Here is a 19,390-nt window from a genome sequence, read left to right as displayed (position 1 = left end):
GGACGGCGGCGGCTACGCCGTGGGGCGGGGGTTCACACCCGGCGGCCCGGGGCCCTAAGTAGTTGGGCGCCCTTGGGGGTGGGGACGGTGGCGAAGACCCGGTTCTGCTGCGCGGCGAGCTGCGCCCTGCGCTGGGACGTCGTGCCCGGCCTCCTCGTCTCCTCGTGCAGTTCGCGGCTCTCCTTCTGGGCGGCCCGGCTCCGGGGGGTGTGGAACTGGAGCTCGTAGGGGTGTGTGGAGTCGCCCGCGCGCCACGCGGTGTTGATCGCCTTGTAGCCGCGGGGGCGCCCCCAGGTGTTGGACCAGCGGATGTTCGGGTTCTTCCACTGGACGAGCAACGCGCTGGTGTCCTTGACGGCCTTGACGTATTGCGCGTCCGGCCACTGGAGGATGTAGCGGACGGAGTCGTTGATCTGGCCGAGGACCTCGTCGACCGTCTGGGTGGGGTTCTCCTGGAGTTCCCGGGCGACCGATCGTTTGATCGCTTCGGGGGAGCGCAGCCGGTCTTCGTAGCCGACCATGGTGGCCTTGGTCCGGCGGGCGATGGCCCGGACCTGGGGGCTGATGGTGCGTTCGGCCTTCTTCGCGCGGACGAGGTAGACGTTGACCTTCCGCAGGTCGGCGGCGTCCAGGTAGAGCCCTTCCCAGCTCCAGCCGTGGTCCCTCCGCTGCGGCGGCTTCTTCGGCGCGGGCTTCCTGGCCGGCGGCTTCCTGGCCGGCGGCTTCTTCGCCGGGGGCCGCTGGGCGGAGGGCTTCTGCGGGGAGGGCCGGTGCGGCGAGGGCCGCTGTGCGGACGGGGCCTGGGAAGACGGTTTCTGGGCGGACGGCTTCCTGGAAGCCTGCTTGCCGGGCGCGGTGCCCCCGCAACCGGCCGAGGGCTTCGGCTTCGGCTTGGGCTTGGGCGGGCGGCAGGGCGCCCCCTGGGCCGCCTGCTTCTTCCTGGCCGGCTTCTCCGCGGCGGGCTTCCTGGTATGCGACTGCTTGGCGGCGGACTGCCCACACGTGGCGGTCGGCTTCGGCTTGCGCTTGCGGTAGGGGCACGAACCGGCGGGCCGCCGGGACGTCTGCTTCCTGGCGGCCTGCTTCTTGGGCCGCTTTTTGGCCGTCTGCTTCTTCGCCGCGGGCTTTTTGGCGGAAGTCTTTCCGGCAGGCGAGGTGGAACAGGAATTGACGGGCTTCTGCTTGGGCTTCGGAGGTGGGCAGACGGGGTCGGCGGCATGCACCGCGCCGAGGCTGAGAGTGGAGGCAAGTGCGGTAGCAGTCACGGTCCAGGTAACGGCTCTAAGAGTCAGGGCCCGGTGGATTCTCATCTAAGAAGTGCTTCCTCTCGTCAGCCGCCGTCCGGCGCCACGGGAAAGGGTGCGGGGCATATCGGGGCGGAAGGGATGAGTACGGCGAGAGGTACAACTGAGGCAGGGGGGATGCGGTAGTTGTGCCGAACGGGCGTTGCTTTATCGAATGGGCGCAGCGGGCATATCGGATGATCAATCGTCACATCCGCCCATACGCCCGCGTACGCGAAAGGGCCGCCGTTCCCGAGCGGTGGGAACGACGGCCCTCTGCCGTATGGGGGTGCGTGTCCTACAGGACGCGGACCGCGCCGGTCGGCTGGCTGTAGCTCAGCGGCCGCTCGACGATGCCGGTGCTGGGGTTCTGGGCACCGATGAAGTGGCCGTTACCGACGTAGACGCCGACGTGGTACGCGCTGCCGGCGCTGCCCCAGTAGAGGATGTCGCCGACCTGAAGGTTGCTCAGGCTCACCTGGGAGCCGGCGGTGGACTGCGGCTGCGAGGTGCGCGGCAGGTCGATGCCGATGGTGCGGTAAGCGGCCTGGACCAGGCTGGAGCAGTCGTACGCGGACGGGCCCGAGGCGCCGAGGACGTAGGACTTGCCCAGCTGCGCCCGCAGGAAGCTGATCAGCGAGGCGGTGCTGCCGGTCGCGCCGGAGACGGGGGAGTCGGCGGAGGGCGCGGACAGGGAGCGCAGCGAGGTGCGCTCGGAGGAGCGGGAGGCGCGCTCCTGGGCGGCCTTCTCCTTGGCCTGGCGGGCCTCTTCGGCCTTCTTCTCGGCCGCCGCCTCGCGGTCGGCCTCGTCCTTCGCCTTGGTGGCGGCCTCGGTGGCCTCGGCGGCGGCGGTGTCCTGCGCGGCCTGGCGCTCGTAGTCCAGGGCCATCTGCTGGGCCGTGTCCGCGCTCTTGGCGAGGCTGGTGGCCAGTGCCGACGTGATGGTCGGCATTTCCTGGGTTTCGGAGACGGGCTTCTCCGCGGCGCCGGCCGGCATGCTCGCGCCGGTCACCGCCAGGGTGATGATGCCACCGGTGACCCCTGCGCGCAGTGCCCGCGAGGACGCGGAACGGCGGGGCTTCCGGTGGCTGGGTATGGCTGCGTTCGGGGACATGGCACCACGGCTATCAGGAGCCACAGGTTGCTGCCAACAAAGGTGGTGTGCGCCACACTTGACGCGTACGCGATGAATAAAAGGGACTTTTCGCCGGTCGAGGGCCCGGCGGCGGACTGTCCGGATTTCGTGATCATGTTCCTACGCATGGCATTTACGGGCCGATGCGCGCCCCGGGGGCACTTATCACCTACTGATCCGCCGCGCCAAGGCTTCCCGCGAGTCAAGCATTCAAGACAGCAAGCCGCGTGGGATAGCTCACTCGTGAGTGCCCGTTATGCACCCGTGATGTTCCCGTGACGGGAGTGCTCGTGAACGCGGGCACGTACCGATGATCACAGGACGGTCACGACGGTCTCGGGGTGGTCACGGCGAGAGCCCTCCGGCCGCCCGCCGCCACGGCCCGCCCCGCGCTAGCAGTTGGCGCGGCCTGGCGCCAATTTGCTTGCAACGCGTACCTCTTGATAGTGACGGCCCCTCGCTGACCAGGGGTTACGCCGAAAATTGTGACCACCGGTGATCATCCGCGCGCTTCCTGTACGAAGATCGACGTTCATCGGACCTGATGACCGGCCGTCAGGTGGTGGAGATCACAAAGGCGTTGTCGCACCCCGTGTCGCAGATCACAGACCAGCGGGCATAAGATGCAGGCGGCTCGGGCTTGTGAACTGCCTCACATAGGCGCGATCTTCGTGGGGCCGGTGAGCGGGACCGGGCGGACCGCCATCCAGTCATCGTCGACTGAAGGGAGCGAGGACGGTGAACGCTTACGCGCCCATCCTCGTACTGGGAGCCCTCGGGGCAGGCTTTGCGATCTTCTCTGTCGTGATGGCCACGCTCGTCGGACCCAAGCGCTACAACCGGGCGAAGCTAGAGGCGTACGAATGCGGGATCGAGCCCACACCGCAGCCGGCCGGCGGCGGTCGATTTCCGATCAAGTACTACCTCACGGCGATGCTCTTCATCATTTTCGATATCGAGATCGTCTTCCTCTACCCCTGGGCCGTCACCTTCGACGCGCTCGGGCTTTTCGGGCTCGTGGAGATGCTCCTCTTCGCGCTCACCGTCTTCGTCGCCTACGCCTACGTATGGCGTCGTGGCGGCCTGGAATGGGACTAGGGGCCACCAATGGGACTTGAAGAGAAGCTGCCGAGCGGCTTTCTGCTTTCCACCGTCGAACAGGCCGCGGGCTGGGTGCGCAAGTCGTCGGTCTTCCCCGCCACCTTCGGCCTCGCCTGCTGCGCCATCGAGATGATGACGACCGGTGCCGGGCGCTACGACCTCGCCCGCTTCGGCATGGAGGTCTTCCGCGGGTCGCCGCGCCAGGCGGACCTGATGATCGTGGCCGGCCGGGTCAGCCAGAAGATGGCGCCCGTGCTGCGGCAGGTATACGACCAGATGCCGAATCCCAAATGGGTCATCTCGATGGGCGTCTGCGCCTCGTCGGGCGGGATGTTCAACAACTACGCGATCGTCCAGGGCGTCGACCACATCGTCCCGGTGGACATTTATCTGCCCGGCTGCCCGCCGCGCCCCGAAATGCTGATGGACGCCATTCTCAAGCTGCACCAGAAGATCCAGGGCACCAAGCTCGGGGTCAACCAGCAGCAGGCGGCCCGCGAGGCGGAGGAAGCGGCACTCAAGGCGCTCCCGTTGATCGAGATGAAGGGGCTGCTGCGGTGAGCGACGGCACCAAGGGGACCGGCGGCACCAAGGGAACCGGCGGGAACGGTGGCACCAACGGCACTGGCGGTGTCAACGGGAACGGCGGGACCGGAGCGGCCAAGGGCCCCAATGGGGTCAACCCCGACAAGGACCTGAACGCGCAGAACCTCCCCGGCCAGCGCGGCGACCACGGCGAGGTCATCGACACCCGCCGCGGCATGTTCGGCGCGAGCGGAGGCGGCGACACCTCCGGGTACGGCGGGCTCGTACGGTCCGTACGGATGCCGGGCGCCACGCCCCGCCCGTACGGCGGCTGGTTCGACGAGGTGGCGGACGAGCTCGAAGGCGCGCTGGACGAACAGGGGCTGGTCCCCGAGAACGTCATCGAGAAGACGGTCGTCGACCGCGGCGAGCTGACCTTCCACATCGAGCGGGAGTACCTGCCGACCGTCGCGAAGACCCTCCGCGACGACCCGGCGCTCCGCTTCGAGCTGTGCACCGGCGTGAGCGGGGTGCACTTCCCCGGCGACAAGGGCCGCGAGCTGCACGCCGTCTACCACCTGCGCTCGATCACCCACAACCGGCTGATCCGGCTGGAGGTCTCGGCGCCGGACGCCGACCCGCACGTGCCGTCCATCGTGAGCGTCTACCCGACCAACGACTGGCACGAGCGCGAGGCGTACGACTTCTTCGGACTGGTCTTCGACGGCCACCCGGCGCTCACCCGGATCATGATGCCGGACGACTGGCAGGGCTTCCCGCAGCGCAAGGACTACCCGCTCGGCGGCATCCCCGTCGAGTACAAGGGCGCCCGGATCCCGGCTCCCGACCAGCGGAGGTCGTACACCTGATGTCCACCAGCCATGCGACCCCTCGGGAGACCACCGAGGGCACCGTCTACACGGTCACCGGCGGCGACTGGGACGAGATCGCGGCCGCCGCGGCCCGCACCGACGACGAGCGGATCGTCGTCAACATGGGCCCCCAGCACCCCTCCACCCACGGCGTGCTGCGGCTGATCCTGGAGATCGACGGCGAGACCGTCACCGAGGCCCGCTGCGGCATCGGCTACCTGCACACCGGCATCGAGAAGAACCTCGAATTCCGTACGTGGACGCAGGGCACCACCTTCGTCACCCGGATGGACTACCTGACGCCGTTCTTCAACGAGACGGCGTACTGCCTGGCCGTGGAGAAGCTGCTCGGCATCACCGACGACGTGCCGGACCGCGCGTCCGTCATCCGGGTGATGCTGATGGAGCTCAACCGCCTCTCCTCCCACCTGGTGGCCATCGCCACCGGCGGCATGGAGCTGGGCGCCACCACGATCATGATCTACGGCTTCCGGGACCGCGAACTCATCCTGGACATCTACGAGCTGATCACCGGGCTGCGGATGAACCACGCGTACATCCGGCCCGGCGGGCTCGCCCAGGACCTGCCGCCGGGCGCGGTCGACCAGGTGCGCGAGTTCGTGAAGAAGATGCGCAAGAACCTGGGCGAGTACGACAAGCTCGCCACCGGCAACCCGGTCTTCAAGGGCCGTATGCAGGACATCGGCTACCTCGACCTGGCCGGCTGCCTGGCCACCGGCGCCACCGGACCCGTGCTGCGCTCCGCCGGACTCCCGCACGACCTGCGCAAGACCCAGCCGTACTGCGGCTACGAGCACTACGACTTCGAGGTGCCGACCGCCGACACCTGCGACTCCTACGGGCGCTTCCTGATCCGCCTGGAGGAGATGCGCCAGTCGCTGCGCATCGTCGAGCAGTGCCTGGACCGGCTGGCACCCGGTCCGGTGATGGTCGCCGACAAGAAGATCGCCTGGCCCGCCCAGCTGGCCATGGGCCCGGACGGGCTCGGCAACTCGCTCGACCACATCAAGAAGATCATGGGGACCTCGATGGAGGCCCTGATCCACCACTTCAAGCTGGTGACGGAGGGCTTCAGGGTGCCGCCGGGCCAGGCGTACGCGGCCGTGGAGTCCCCCAAGGGCGAGCTGGGCGTGCACGCCGTCAGCGACGGCGGCACCCGCCCCTACCGGGTGCACTTCCGCGACCCGTCCTTCACCAATCTCCAGGCCATGGCGGCGATGTGCGAGGGCGGCCAGGTCGCCGACGTCATCGTCGCCGTCGCGTCCATCGACCCCGTGATGGGAGGCGTCGACCGGTGACAGACGTCAGCTTGGGGATGCCGCAGCTCCCCGCCCCCGACTATCCCGCCGAGGTAAGGGCCCGGCTCGAAGCGGACGCCAAGGAGGTGATCGCCCGCTACCCCGGCTCGCGCTCCGCGCTGCTGCCGCTGCTGCACCTCGTCCAGGCGGAGGAAGGGCACGTCACCCGTACCGGCATCCGCTTCTGCGCGGAGCTGCTGGACCTGACGACGGCGGAGGTCACGGCGGTCTCCACCTTCTACTCCATGTACCGGCGCGGGCCCGGCGGCGACTACCAGGTGGGGGTGTGCACCAACACCCTCTGCGCCGTGCTGGGCGGCGACGCGATCTTCGAGACGCTGCAGAAGCACCTGGGCGTCGGCAACGGCGGGACCACCGAGGACGGCAAGGTCACGCTGGAGCACATCGAGTGCAACGCGGCCTGCGACTTCGCACCCGTGGTGATGGTCAACTGGGAGTTCTTCGACAACCAGACGCCGGACAGCGCGAAACGGCTGGTGGACGACCTGCGGGCGGGGCGGACCGTCGAGCCGACCCGGGGCGCGCCGCTGTGCACGTACAAGGAAACGGCCCGCGTTCTCGCCGGGTTCCCGGACCGGCGTCCCGGCGCGGTCGAGGCCACCGGAGGCGCCGGGCCCGCCTCTCTGGTGGGGCTGCGGCTGGCCAAGGGCGAGGCCGTACCGGGCGCGGGCTCCGCCGACCACGTCGTGCCGCAGCGGGGCGCGGGCGCCGCCGAGACCGAGGGCGAGCACGCCGGACGGGCACCGGGCGAGGCGCCGGCCACCCACCCCAGCTCGCACGACGCTCCTCGTGAGACCTCGGCCTCCGACCCCCAGCACCCAGCCGGTCCGACCGCCGAGGAGGGGGAGTGATGACCGTGGCCGCCGAGGTCAGCAAGGCCAACCCGGAGAAACTGCTCGCGCCCGTGCTGTCCGCCTTCTGGGACCAGCCCGGATCCTGGACGCTGGAGACCTATCTGCGGCACGAGGGCTACGAGGGCATGCGCAAAGCCCTCGCGATGCCGCCGGACGACGTGATCGCGTACGTCAAGGAGGCCGGACTGCGCGGCCGCGGCGGCGCCGGCTTCCCCACCGGGATGAAATGGCAGTTCATCCCGCAGGGCGACGGCAAGCCGCACTACCTCGTCGTCAACGCCGACGAGTCCGAGCCGGGCACCTGCAAGGACATCCCGCTGCTCTTCGCCAATCCGCACTCCTTGATCGAGGGCATCGTCATCGCGTGTCACGCGATCCGGTCGAACCACGCCTTCATCTACCTGCGCGGTGAAGTCGTGCCCGTCCTGCGGCGGTTGCACGAGGCCGTCAGGGAGGCGTACGAGGCGGGCTACCTCGGCCGCGACATCCTCGGCTCGGGCCTGGACCTGGACGTCGTCGTGCACGCGGGCGCGGGCGCGTACATCTGCGGCGAGGAGACCGCGCTGCTGGACTCCCTGGAGGGCCGTCGCGGACAGCCCCGGCTGCGTCCCCCCTTCCCCGCGGTGGCGGGCCTGTACGCCTGCCCCACTGTCGTCAACAACGTCGAGTCCATCGCGTCGGTTCCCGCCATCATGAACAAGGGCAAGGACTGGTTCAGGACGATGGGCAGCGAGAAGTCCCCGGGCTTCACGCTGTACTCGCTCAGCGGCCACGTCGCCAACCCCGGCCAGTACGAAGCCCCGCTGGGCATCACCCTGCGCCAGCTGCTCGACATGAGCGGCGGCATGCGCCCAGGCCACCGGCTGAAGTTCTGGACGCCCGGCGGCTCCTCCACGCCGATGTTCACCGACGAGCACCTCGACGTACCGCTCGACTACGAAGGCGTCGGCGCGGCCGGCTCGATGCTCGGCACCAAGGCGCTCCAGTGCTTCGACGAGACCACCTGCGTCGTGCGGGCCGTCACCCGCTGGACCGAGTTCTACGCGCACGAGTCCTGCGGCAAGTGCACGCCCTGCCGCGAAGGCACCTACTGGCTCGTCCAGTTGCTGCGCGACATCGAGGCCGGCAAGGGCCGCATGAGCGACCTCGACAAGCTCAACGACATCGCCGACAACATCAACGGCAAGTCCTTCTGCGCGCTGGGCGACGGCGCCGCTTCACCGATCTTCTCCTCGCTGAAGTACTTCCGCGCCGAGTACGAGCAGCACATCACCGGCAAGGGCTGCCCGTTCGACCCCGCCAGGTCGACCGCCTGGGCCGACACCAACGCTCACCTGGGGGTGAATGCATGACGGTCACCAGCGACGCCCCCGCCGGGGGCGGCGGGGCGGCCATCCCGCCCGAAGACCTCGTCTCGCTGACGATCGACGGCATCGAGATCTCCGTCCCCAAGGGGACGCTGGTCATCCGGGCCGCCGAACTCCTCGGCATCGAGATCCCGCGCTTCTGCGACCACCCGCTGCTCGACCCGGCCGGCGCCTGCCGCCAGTGCATCGTGGAGGTGGAGGGCCAGCGCAAGCCGATGGCCTCCTGCACCATCACCTGCACCGACGGCATGGTCGTCAAGTCGCAGCTCACCTCGCCCGTCGCCGACAAGGCGCAGCGCGGCGTGATGGAACTGCTGCTGATCAACCACCCGCTGGACTGCCCGGTCTGCGACAAGGGCGGCGAGTGCCCGCTGCAGAACCAGGCCATGTCCGCCGGGCAGGCCGACACCCGGTTCGAAGGCAGGAAGCGCACCTACGAGAAGCCGGTGCCGATCTCCAAGCAAGTGCTGCTGGACCGCGAACGGTGTGTGCTGTGCGCGCGCTGCACCCGCTTCTCGAACCAGATCGCGGGCGACCCGATGATCGAACTGATCGAGCGCGGCGCGCTCCAGCAGGTCGGCACGGGCGAGGGCGACCCGTTCCAGTCGTACTTCTCCGGCAACACCATCCAGATCTGCCCGGTCGGCGCGCTGACCTCGGCCGCGTACCGCTTCCGGTCGCGGCCCTTCGACCTGGTGTCCTCGCCGGGCGTCTGCGAACACTGCGCGGGCGGCTGCGCGACCCGTACGGACCACCGGCGCGGCAAGGTCATGCGGCGGCTGGCCGCCGAGGACCCCGAGGTCAACGAGGAGTGGGTCTGCGACAAGGGGCGCTTCGCCTTCCGATACGCGCAGCAGCGCGACCGGCTGGAGCACCCGATGGTGCGGGACGCGCGGACCGGCGAACTGGTGCCGGCGAGCTGGCCGGAGGCCCTGGAAGCGGCGGCGCACGGGCTGGGCGCCGCCAAGGGCCGTACCGGCGTGCTGACCGGCGGCCGGCTGACCGTCGAGGACGCGTACGCGTACGCCAAGTTCGCGCGGATCGCGCTGGACACCAACGACATCGACTTCCGGGCCAGGGCGCACAGCGCCGAGGAGGCCGACTTCCTGGCGGCGCGGGTCGCCGGGCGGGGCCGCGACCTCCAAGGGCCGGGAGTCGCGTACGCCGACCTGGAGAAGGCACCGGCCGTCCTCCTGGTCGGCATCGAGGCGGAGGAGGAGGCGCCCGGCGTCTTCCTGCGGCTGCGCAAGGCCCACCGCAAGAGCGGCCAGCGCACCTTCGGGCTCGCGCCGTTCGCGACGCGCGGCCTCCTGAAGGCAGGTGGCACGCTGCTGCCCGCAGCGCCCGGCACGGAGACGGAGTGGCTGGACGCGCTGGCCGGCCATGAGGCAGCAGGCGCGGAGCGCCTTCCCGTGGAGGGTGGGGGCGGGCGACGGGCGGGCGGACTGGAAGGCGCGGGACAGAGCGCGGCCGAGGCGCTGCGCGGCGCCGGTTCGGTGATCGTCGTCGGCGAGCGGCTGGCGACGGTGCCGGGCGCGCTGACCGCCGCGGTACGGGCCGCCGCGGCGACCGGCGCCCGGCTGGTGTGGATTCCGCGCCGGGCGGGCGAGCGCGGCGCCGTCGAGGCCGGCGCGCTGCCGGGGCTGCTGCCCGGCGGGCGCCCGGCCACCGACCCGCGCGCCCGTGAGGAGGTCGCCGCCGTCTGGGGCGTCGCCGACCTGCCGCACCGGCACGGCCGGGACACCGGCCAGATCGTCGCGGCCGCGGCCGCCGGGGAGCTGAGCGCCCTTCTGGTGGCGGGCGTCGAGGCGGCGGACCTGCCGGACCCGGCGCTGGCCCTGGAGGCGCTGGACTCGGTGGGCTTCCTGGTGAGCCTGGAACAGCGCCCCTCGGCCGTCACGGAGCGGGCGGACGTCGTCCTGCCGGTGGCGGCGGTGGCCGAGAAGTCCGGCACGTTCCTCAACTGGGAAGGCCGGGCCCGGCCGTTCGAGGCGGCCCTCAAGCCGGACCAGACGGCGCGGCGGCACCTGCTGCCGGACGCACGGGTGCTGCACATGCTCGCCGACGCCATGGACGTCCACTTGGCGCTGCCCGACGTACGGGCCGTACGCAGGGAGCTGTCGGCGCTGGGCCCGTGGGGCGGCACGTACGCCGCCGACCCCATGGAGGCCGGGCGCGCGCTACCGAGGCCGGAGCCCGGTGAAGCCGTGCTGGCCGGCCACCGGATGCTGCTCGACCAGGGGCGCATGCAGGAAGGCGACGAGGCGCTGGCCGGCACGCGGCACGCGGCCGTGGCCCGGCTGTCGGCGGTGACCGCCGCGGAGGCCGGCGTCAAGGACGGCGATCTGCTCGCGGTCACCGGGCCGCGCGGGACCGTACGGCTTCCGCTGGCGGTCACGCCGATGCCCGACCGGGTGGTGTGGCTGCCGCTGAACTCGGTGGGCGGCGGGGTGGCCGCCGACACGGGCGCACGGCCAGGGGAGTTGGTGAAGGTCGCGGCGGCGGGTGCTTCCGGGGCCTCCGGCGCGGCGGCAGGACCGGTCAAGGAGGTGGACGCGTGACGCAGCACCTGGCTCTCGCCGGCAGCACGCTGGCCCAGGAAGACCTGTCGATGTTCGGCCGCGACCCGTGGTGGCTGGTCGCCGTCAAGGCGGTCTTCTGCTTCGCGTTCCTCATGCTGACCGTGCTCTTCTCGATCGTCTGGGAACGCAAGGTCGTCGCGTGGATGCAGCTGCGCATCGGCCCCAACCGGCACGGCCCCTGGGGCATGCTCCAGTCCCTCGCGGACGGCATCAAGCTGATGCTCAAGGAGGACCTGATCGTCAAGCGCGCCGACAAGGCGGTGTACGTCCTCGCGCCGGTCGTCGCGGCCGTACCGGCCTTCATGGCCGTCGCGGTGATCCCCTTCGGCCCGGCGGGCAACGAGGTCTCGATCTTCGGCCACCGGACGACGATGCAGCTCACCGACCTGCCGATCGGCGTCCTGTACATCCTGGCCACGGCCTCCGTCGGCATCTACGGCATCGTGCTGGCGGGCTGGTCCTCCGGCTCGACGTACCCGCTGCTCGGCGGCCTGCGCTCGTGCGCGCAGATGATCTCGTACGAGATCGCGATGGGCATCTCGTTCGCGGCGGTGTTCCTCTACTCCGGGTCGATGTCCACCTCGACGATCGTGGAGTCCCAGCAGGACAAGTGGTACGTGCTGCTGCTGCCGGTCTCCTTCGTCATCTACATCGTCGCGATGGTGGGCGAGACCAACCGCGCCCCGTTCGACATGCCGGAGTCCGAAGGCGACCTGGTCGGCGGCTTCAACACCGAGTACTCGTCGATCAAGTTCGCGATGTTCATGCTCGCCGAGTACATCAACATGGTCACCGTCTCGGCGGTCGCGGTCACCCTCTTCCTGGGCGGCTGGCGGGCCCCGTACCCGGTCACGGCCTTCTGGGACGGAGCCAACCACGGCTGGTGGCCGATGCTCTGGTTCGTCGTCAAGGTGCAGCTGCTGCTGTTCTTCTTCATCTGGCTGCGCGGCACGCTGCCACGCGTGCGCTACGACCAGTTCATGAAGCTGGGCTGGAAGGTCCTCATCCCGGTCTCCATGGTCTGGCTGATGCTCGTCGCGACCGTACGGGCACTGAGGAACGAGGGGTACGACTTCCAGCGGGTCGTGCTGTACGTGGCCGGCGCGGCCATCGCCGTGCTGCTGGTCTCGCTCGTCGCGGACTTCTTCCGCCGGAGCGAGAAGGAGGAACCGGACCAGGAGCCGGCCTTCGACCCGATGGCGGGCGGATTCCCCGTACCGCCACTGCCCGGACAGACCCTGCCGCCCGTGCCGCGACGGCGCCCGCGCAGGGACCGCGAGCTGATTGTCAGTGGCCGGGTGGACACTGTCGGTGACGGAAACGAGACGGACGGAAAGGGGGGCGACGGTGCCTGACTTCCAGAACCCCGTGGCCGGCTTCGGCGTGACCTTCAAGGCCATGTTCAAGAAGCGGCTGACCGAGCAGTATCCGGAGGAGAAGAAACCGACGGCGCCGCGCTTCCACGGCCGCCACCAGCTCAACCGGCACCCGGACGGGCTGGAGAAGTGCGTCGGCTGCGAGCTGTGCGCCTGGGCCTGCCCGGCCGACGCGATCTACGTCGAGGGCGCGGACAACACCGACGAGGAGCGCTACAGCCCCGGCGAGCGCTACGGCCGCGTCTACCAGATCAACTACCTGCGCTGCATCCTGTGCGGCCTGTGCGTCGAGGCGTGCCCCACCCGGGCGCTGACCATGACCAACGAGTACGAACTCGCCGACCGGACCCGCGAATCGCTCATCTACACGAAGGAAGAGCTGCTCGCGGGGCTGGAGGACACCATGGTCGACAGCCCGCACGCCATCTACCCCGGGATGACGGAGAAGGACTACTACCAGGGCCTGGTGACCGAGGCCGCGCCGGGGGCGGTGCGGCAGGTCGCCGTCTCCAAGGGCGAGACGGCCGAAGGGGAGGGCGGCGCGGACACCGCGGCGCCCCAGGAGGCCGCGGCCACCTTCGGCCCCGACGAGCCCGCCGCCCGGGAGGTGACCCGGTGATGGCGACCTCCCTGGCCGCGGCGGCATCCACCGGCGAGGCGGTGCAGTTCTGGATCCTCGGCACGGTCGCCGTGCTCGGCGCGCTGTGCACGATCCTGATGAAGCGCGCCGTGCACAGCGCCCTCTCGCTCGCCGGCACCATGATCGTCCTGGCGGTGTTCTACCTCGCCAACGGCGCGTACTTCCTCGGCATCGTGCAGATCGTCGTCTACACCGGCGCGATCATGATGCTGTTTCTCTTCGTCGTCATGCTCGTCGGCGTCACGGCCGCCGACTCCCTCAAGGAGACGCTCAAGGGCCAGCGCTGGCTGGCCGCCGCCTGCGGCCTCGGCTTCGGCATCCTGCTCGCCGCCGGCCTCGGCAACGCATCGCTCCGGCACTTCAACGGGCTCGGCGAGGCCAACGCGGGGGGCAACGTCCAGGGCCTGGCGGCGCTGATCTTCACCAAGTACGTCTTCGCCTTCGAGGTCACCGGCGCGCTGCTGATCACGGCGGCCGTCGGCGCGATGGTGCTGACGCACCGCGAGCGTACGGAGCGCGCCAAGACGCAGCGCGAGCAGTCCGAGGCCCGTATCCGCGGCGGCAAGCAGATTCCGCCGCTCCCCGCCCCGGGTGTCTACGCCCGGCACAACGCGGTCGACGTGCCCGGCCTGCTCCCCGACGGCGCGCCGTCCGAGCTGACCGTCAACGCGACGCTGCGCGAGCGCGGCCAGATCCGGGACGTCTCCGGTGAGTCGCTGGCCGAACTGAAGGCACTGGAGCAGCGCTCCGAAGACTGGCTGGGCCGCAGCGAGGAGGCGAAGCGATGAACCCGGTCAACTACCTCTATCTCGCCGCCCTGTTGTTCACCATCGGCGCGGCCGGGGTGCTGATCAGGCGGAACGCCATCGTGGTGTTCATGTGCATCGAGCTGATGCTGAACGCCTGCAACCTCGCCTTCGTGGCCTTCTCGCGGATGCACGGAAACCTGGACGGGCAGATCATCGCGTTCTTCACGATGGTCGTCGCCGCGGCCGAGGTCGTGGTGGGCCTGGCGATCATCGTGTCCATCTTCCGCACCCGCCATACGGCCTCGGTCGACGACGCCAGCCTGATGAAGCTGTAAGGGGTCGCAAAAGTGGAGAACTTGATCGCGCTGCTCGTCGCGGCACCGCTGGTCGGAGCGGCCCTGCTGCTGTGCGGCGGCAAAAGACTGGACCGGGTGGGCCACTGGCTCGGCACGCTGCTCGCGCTGGCGTCCTTCGCCCTGGCCGTCCCCCTGTTCACCGACCTGCTGGGCCGCGAGGCCGAGCACCGCACCCTGCACCAGCACCTGTTCAGCTGGGTCCCGGTGGGCGGCTTCCAGGCGGACGTCGCCTTCCAGCTCGACCAGCTGTCCATGACGTTCGTCCTGCTGATCACCGGTGTCGGATCGCTGATCCACATCTACTCGGTCGGCTACATGGAGCACGACGAGCGGCGCCGCCGCTTCTTCGGCTACCTGAACCTGTTCCTCGCGGCGATGCTGCTGCTCGTCCTCGCCGACAACTACCTGCTGCTGTACGTCGGCTGGGAGGGCGTGGGCCTGGCCTCGTACCTGCTCATCGGCTTCTGGCAGCACAAGCCCAGCGCGGCGACGGCCGCGAAGAAGGCGTTCCTGGTCAACCGCGTCGGTGACGTCGGCCTGGCCATCGCGATCATGCTGATGTTCACCACGTTCGGGACGTTCGCGTTCGGCCCGGTGCTGGGCGCGGCGGGCGAGACGTCCGAGGGCAAGCTCACCGCCATCGGCCTGATGCTGCTGCTCGCCGCCTGCGGCAAGTCGGCGCAGGTACCGCTCCAGTCCTGGCTCGGCGACGCGATGGAGGGCCCGACCCCGGTCTCCGCCCTTATCCACGCGGCGACGATGGTGACCGCAGGGGTCTACCTGATCACCCGATCCGGGGCGATCTTCAACGGGGCGCCGGACGCGCAGACCGCCGTCGTGGTGGTCGGCGCGGTGACGCTGCTGTTCGGTGCGATCGTCGGTTGCGCGAAGGACGACATCAAGAAGGCCCTGGCGGGCTCGACGATGTCGCAGATCGGCTACATGATCCTGGCCGCCGGGCTGGGACCGGTCGGATACGCCTTCGCGATCATGCACCTGGTCACCCACGGCTTCTTCAAGGCCGGGCTCTTCCTCGGGGCCGGTTCGGTGATGCACGGCATGAACGACGAGGTGGACATGCGCCGCTACGGCGGTCTGCGCAGGTACATGCCGGTCACCTTCGTCACCTTCGGCCTCGGCTATCTGGCGATCATCGGCTTCCCGGGGCTGTCCGGCTTCTTCTCCAAGGACAAGATCATCGAGGCGGCGTTCGCCAAGGGCGGTACGGAGGGCTGGATCCTCGGCGGCGCGGCCCTGCTGGGCGCCGCGATCACCGCGTTCTACATGACGCGGGTGATGCTGATGACGTTCTTCGGCGAGGAGCGCTGGCGCAAGGCGCCGACGCCGTCCCCCGCCGAGCCGTCGGTGGAACCCGCGGCCGAGACCAGGGGCGAGTACACCCCGCCGCACCCGCACGAGTCGCCCAAGTCCATGACGATCCCGATGATCCTGCTGGCCGTCGGCTCGGTCTTCGCGGGCGGCCTGTTCAGCATCAACGAGGCGTTCGTGACATGGCTGGAGCCGGTCACCTCCTTCGACCACGGGCACCCGCCGCTGAGCGCCTCGGCGATCACCACCGCCACGATCGTGGTGATGGTCCTCGGCGTCGCGCTCGCCTACCTCCGGTACGGGCGCAAGCCGGTACCGGCCGTGGCGCCGCGCGGCTCGCTGCTGACCCGGGCGGCCCGCCGGGACCTGCTCCAGGACGACTTCAACCACGTCGTGCTGGTGCGCGGCGGCGAGCACCTGACCCGCACCCTGGTCTACCTGGACCACTCCGTCGTGGACGGCGCGGTCAACGGCACGGCCGCCTCGATGGGCGGCCTCTCCGGCCGGCTCCGCCAGGTGCAGAACGGCTTCGCCCGCTCCTACGCGGTACAGATGTTGGGCGGTGCGGCCGTGCTGATCGCCGCGACCCTGCTGATGAGGGGTGTCTGAGCCATGTCGTTTCCCCTTCTGACGGCCACGGCGGCGGTCCCGGCGATCGGCGCGATCGCCACCGCGGCCGTGCCCGCCGCCAAGCGCACCGCCGCCAAATGGCTGGCGCTGCTGTTCTCGCTGGCCACGCTGGCGCTGGCCGCGGTGGTCGCGGTCCGTTTCGACCCGGGGGCGAAGGGCCCGTTCCAGCTCACCGAGTCGCACGCCTGGATCAAGGACTTCGGCGTCCGGTACGAGCTGGGCGTGGACGGCATCGCGGTGGCGCTGATCGCGCTGACCGCGCTGCTGGTCCCGTTCGTGATCCTGGCGGGCTGGCACGACGCCGACCCTATGGAGGAAGCCGAACCGAACCGGCGCTGGCGCCCCACCCAGGGCTTCTTCGCCCTGATCCTCGCCGTCGAGGCGATGGTGGTCATCTCCTTCGAGGCCACCGACGTCTTCCTCTTCTACATCTTCTTCGAAGCCATGCTGATCCCGATGTACTTCCTCATCGGCGGCTTCGGGGACCGGGCCGGTGAGCACGGCGAGGAGCAGAGCGCGACCCAGCGCTCGTACGCCGCGGTGAAGTTCCTGCTCTACAACCTCGCCGGCGGCCTGATCATGCTGGCCGCGGTGATCGGGCTGTACGCGGCCACCGCCCACCAGCTGGGCAGCGGCACCTTCTCCCTCACCGAGATCGTCCAGGCGCGCGCCGACGGCAGGCTGGAGCTGGCGGCCGGCACCGAACGGCTGCTGTTCCTCGGCTTCTTCTTCGCCTTCGCGGTGAAGGCGCCGCTGTGGCCGCTGCACACCTGGCTGCCCAACGCGATGGGCGAGTCCACCGCCCCGGTCGCCGTGCTGATCACCGCGGTGGTCGACAAGGTCGGCACCTTCGCGATGCTGCGCTTCTGCCTCCAGCTCTTCCCGGAGGCCAGCAGCTGGGCCACACCGGTCATCCTGGTCCTCGCGCTGGTCAGCATCCTGTACGGGGCGCTGCTCGCGGTCGGCCAGCGCGACATCAAGCGCCTGATCGCGTACGCCTCCATCTCCCACTTCGGCTTCATCGTCCTGGGCATCTTCGCGATGACGAGCCAGGGTCAGGGCGGCGCGACGCTGTACATGGTCAACCACGGCATCTCGACGGCGGCGCTGATGCTGGTCGCCGGGTTCCTGATCTCGCGGCGCGGCTCGCGGCTGATCGCCGACTACGGCGGGGTGCAGAAGGTCGCGCCGGTGCTGGCCGGCACGTTCCTGGTCGGCGGCCTGGCGACGCTGTCCCTGCCGGGCCTGGCGCCGTTCGTCAGCGAATTCCTGGTGCTGGTGGGCACGTTCAGCCGTTATCCGGCCGTGGGCATCGTGGCCACCGTCGGCATCGTGCTGGCCGCCCTGTACGTACTGGTTCTCTACCAGCGGACGATGACCGGGCCCGTGAAGTCCGAGGTGCGGGCGATGCCGGACCTCAAGGCGCGGGAGCTGGCGGTCGTCGCCCCGCTGATCGCGCTGCTGCTGTTCCTCGGCGTCTATCCGAAGCCGCTGACGGACCTCGTCAACCCGGCGGTCGAACACACCCTGTCCGTCGTCGACCGGCACGATCCCCGACCCGACGTACCCGTGAAGGCAGATGCGGAGGCCGCGAAGTGAGTTCCGTGGCGAGCGTCCACAGCCTGTGGACCATTGCGGCCGAGGCGCCGGCCAAGATCCCGGCGCCGAAGATCGAGTATGCCCAGCTGGCCCCGGCCCTGATCGTGCTGGGTGCCGCGGTCGTCGGCGTCGTACTGGAAGCGTTCCTGCCGCGCCGCAGCCGGTACTACGCCCAGCTGCTGCTGTCCGTGCTCGCGCTGGCCGCCGGATTCGCGGCCGTCGTGGGGCTGGCGGCCGGCGGCTTCGGCACCACCAAGGCGAAGATCGCGGCGATGGGCGCCATCGCCGTGGACGGCCCGGCGCTCTTCCTCCAGGGCACGATCCTGCTGGTGGCGCTGGTCGCCACGTTCACCTTCGCCGAGCGCCGGCTCGACCCGGCGGCGCACGGCAGGAGGGTGGACTCCTTCGCGGCGCAGGCCGCGGCCGTGCCCGGCGGCGAGGCCGAACGGGCGGCGGTCAAGGCGGGGTTCACCACGACCGAGGTGTTCCCGCTCGCGCTGTTCGCGGTCGGCGGCATGCTGGTCTTCCCCGCCGCCAACGACCTGCTGACGCTCTTCGTCGCGCTGGAGGTCTTCTCCCTCCCGCTGTACATCCTGTGCGCGCTGGCCCGCCGCCAGCGGCTGCTGTCCCAGGAAGCCGCGGTGAAGTACTTCCTGCTCGGCGCGTTCTCCTCCGCGTTCCTGCTCTTCGGCATCGCGCTGCTGTACGGCTACGCGGGCACGGTCACGTACTCCGGCATCGCCCAGGTCGTCGGCGACGGCGCCAAGCAGATCAACCCGGCGCTGGCCGACACGATGGGCAACGACGCGCTGCTGCTGATCGGCGCGGCGCTGGTGCTGATGGGCCTGCTCTTCAAGGTCGGCGCGGTGCCGTTCCACATGTGGACGCCGGACGTCTACCAGGGCGCGCCGACCCCGGTGACCGGGTTCATGGCGGCGGCCACCAAGGTCGCCGCGTTCGGCGCGCTGCTGCGGCTGCTGTACGTGGTCCTGCCGGGGCTGCGGTGGGACTGGCGGCCCGTCATGTGGGGCGTCGCGATCGTCACGATGCTGGGCGGCGCGATCGTGGCCGTCACCCAGACGGACATCAAGCGGCTGCTGGCGTACTCCTCCATCGCGCACGCCGGCTTCATCCTCGCCGGTGTGATCGCCACCAGCAAGGACGGCATCTCCTCCGTCCTGTTCTACCTGGCGGCGTACTCCTTCGTGACGCTCGGCGCGTTCGCGGTGGTCACGCTCGTACGGGACGCGGGCGGCGAGGCGACCCACCTGTCCAAGTGGGCGGGGCTCGGCCGGCGCTCGCCCCTGGTGGCGGCGGTCTTCGCGGTCTTCCTCCTCGCCTTCGCCGGCATCCCGCTCACCTCGGGCTTCACCGGGAAGTTCGCGGTGTTCAAGGCGGCGGCGGAGAGCGGCGCGGGCTGGCTGGTCGTGGTCGGTGTGATCTCGTCCGCGATCGCCGCGTTCTTCTACATCCGCGTCATCGTGCTGATGTTCTTCAGCGAGCCGAAGGCGGACGGCCCGACGGTGGCGGTGCCCAGCGCGCTGACGATGACGGCCATCGCGGTCGGCGTGGCGGTCACGCTGGTGCTGGGCCTGGCGCCGCAGTACTTCCTCGACCTGGCGGGCCAGGCGGGGGTCTTCGTGCGCTGAGCG

General features: G+C 70.1%; 16 protein-coding genes. 14 read left to right on the top strand and 2 right to left on the bottom strand.

The genetic code is table 11. The annotated features are described in order from the left end of the window. Positions 1-32: 32 nt before the first annotated feature. Both ACH4K4_RS20905 and ACH4K4_RS20900 read right to left on the bottom strand, forming a co-directional pair. Entirely contained in the window at positions 33-1,265 is a 1,233-nt protein-coding gene (locus tag ACH4K4_RS20905; protein ID WP_398169054.1) for a hypothetical protein, read from the bottom strand. Between the two features lie 316 nt (positions 1,266-1,581). Next, entirely contained in the window at positions 1,582-2,397 is an 816-nt protein-coding gene (locus tag ACH4K4_RS20900) for a C40 family peptidase (RefSeq protein WP_398169052.1), read from the bottom strand. A gap of 759 nt (positions 2,398-3,156) precedes the next feature. On the opposite strand from ACH4K4_RS20900, the gene ACH4K4_RS20895 reads away from it, so the two are divergent. The 14 genes from ACH4K4_RS20895 (at position 3,157) to nuoN (ending at position 19,387) form a co-directional block, all read left to right on the top strand. Next, positions 3,157-3,516, top strand: a complete 360-nt coding sequence (locus ACH4K4_RS20895; RefSeq protein WP_030022241.1) for an NADH-quinone oxidoreductase subunit A — start codon at positions 3,157-3,159, stop codon at positions 3,514-3,516. Between the two features lie 9 nt (positions 3,517-3,525). Next, positions 3,526-4,080, top strand: a complete 555-nt coding sequence (locus ACH4K4_RS20890; protein WP_398169050.1) for a NuoB/complex I 20 kDa subunit family protein — start codon at positions 3,526-3,528, stop codon at positions 4,078-4,080. Between the two features lie 134 nt (positions 4,081-4,214). Next, positions 4,215-4,913, top strand: coding sequence for an NADH-quinone oxidoreductase subunit C (locus ACH4K4_RS20885; RefSeq protein ID WP_398169213.1), 699 nt, complete (start codon positions 4,215-4,217; stop codon positions 4,911-4,913). Next, a complete protein-coding gene (locus ACH4K4_RS20880; protein ID WP_398169048.1) occupies positions 4,913-6,235 on the top strand; it encodes an NADH-quinone oxidoreductase subunit D in 1,323 nt (440 codons plus the stop codon). Before ACH4K4_RS20885 ends, ACH4K4_RS20880 begins: the two co-directional genes overlap by 1 nt. Then, positions 6,232-7,107: an NADH-quinone oxidoreductase subunit NuoE gene (nuoE, locus tag ACH4K4_RS20875; protein ID WP_398169047.1), complete on the top strand. Its 876-nt coding sequence runs from the start codon at positions 6,232-6,234 to the stop codon at positions 7,105-7,107. The genes ACH4K4_RS20880 and nuoE overlap by 4 nt, the downstream gene beginning before the upstream one ends. After that, positions 7,104-8,462 carry an NADH-quinone oxidoreductase subunit NuoF gene (nuoF, locus tag ACH4K4_RS20870; protein WP_398169045.1) on the top strand — a complete coding sequence of 453 codons (1,359 nt, stop codon included), beginning with the start codon at positions 7,104-7,106 and terminating at the stop codon, positions 8,460-8,462. The genes nuoE and nuoF overlap by 4 nt, the downstream gene beginning before the upstream one ends. After that, positions 8,459-11,038 carry an NADH-quinone oxidoreductase subunit G gene (locus tag ACH4K4_RS20865; protein WP_398169043.1) on the top strand — a complete coding sequence of 860 codons (2,580 nt, stop codon included), beginning with the start codon at positions 8,459-8,461 and terminating at the stop codon, positions 11,036-11,038. The genes nuoF and ACH4K4_RS20865 overlap by 4 nt, the downstream gene beginning before the upstream one ends. After that, positions 11,035-12,414 (top strand): NADH-quinone oxidoreductase subunit NuoH, encoded by a 1,380-nt coding sequence (gene nuoH, locus ACH4K4_RS20860; RefSeq protein ID WP_398169042.1) that lies wholly within the window; start codon positions 11,035-11,037, stop codon positions 12,412-12,414. The genes ACH4K4_RS20865 and nuoH overlap by 4 nt, the downstream gene beginning before the upstream one ends. Continuing rightward, positions 12,407-13,054 carry an NADH-quinone oxidoreductase subunit NuoI gene (gene nuoI / locus ACH4K4_RS20855; RefSeq protein WP_398169040.1) on the top strand — a complete coding sequence of 216 codons (648 nt, stop codon included), beginning with the start codon at positions 12,407-12,409 and terminating at the stop codon, positions 13,052-13,054. The genes nuoH and nuoI overlap by 8 nt, the downstream gene beginning before the upstream one ends. Next, complete coding sequence (locus ACH4K4_RS20850) at positions 13,054-13,863, top strand: NADH-quinone oxidoreductase subunit J (RefSeq protein WP_398169038.1); 810 nt, start codon at positions 13,054-13,056, stop codon at positions 13,861-13,863. Before nuoI ends, ACH4K4_RS20850 begins: the two co-directional genes overlap by 1 nt. Continuing rightward, a complete protein-coding gene (gene nuoK, locus ACH4K4_RS20845; protein WP_003983361.1) occupies positions 13,860-14,159 on the top strand; it encodes an NADH-quinone oxidoreductase subunit NuoK in 300 nt (99 codons plus the stop codon). The genes ACH4K4_RS20850 and nuoK overlap by 4 nt, the downstream gene beginning before the upstream one ends. A 12-nt stretch (positions 14,160-14,171) precedes the next feature. Next, positions 14,172-16,118, top strand: coding sequence for an NADH-quinone oxidoreductase subunit L (nuoL, locus tag ACH4K4_RS20840; protein WP_398169037.1), 1,947 nt, complete (start codon positions 14,172-14,174; stop codon positions 16,116-16,118). A 3-nt stretch (positions 16,119-16,121) separates the two neighbouring features. Continuing rightward, positions 16,122-17,738, top strand: coding sequence for an NADH-quinone oxidoreductase subunit M (locus ACH4K4_RS20835; protein ID WP_398169035.1), 1,617 nt, complete (start codon positions 16,122-16,124; stop codon positions 17,736-17,738). Further along, positions 17,735-19,387: an NADH-quinone oxidoreductase subunit NuoN gene (nuoN, locus tag ACH4K4_RS20830; protein WP_398169033.1), complete on the top strand. Its 1,653-nt coding sequence runs from the start codon at positions 17,735-17,737 to the stop codon at positions 19,385-19,387. Before ACH4K4_RS20835 ends, nuoN begins: the two co-directional genes overlap by 4 nt. Positions 19,388-19,390: the final 3 nt, after the last annotated feature.

The organism is Streptomyces sp. NPDC017529 (genome assembly GCF_044329785.1).
Classification (GTDB): Bacteria; Actinomycetota; Actinomycetes; order Streptomycetales; family Streptomycetaceae; genus Streptomyces.
The sequence above is the reverse complement of the archived record's forward strand: the minus strand, read 5'-3'. Positions and strand labels throughout refer to the sequence as shown.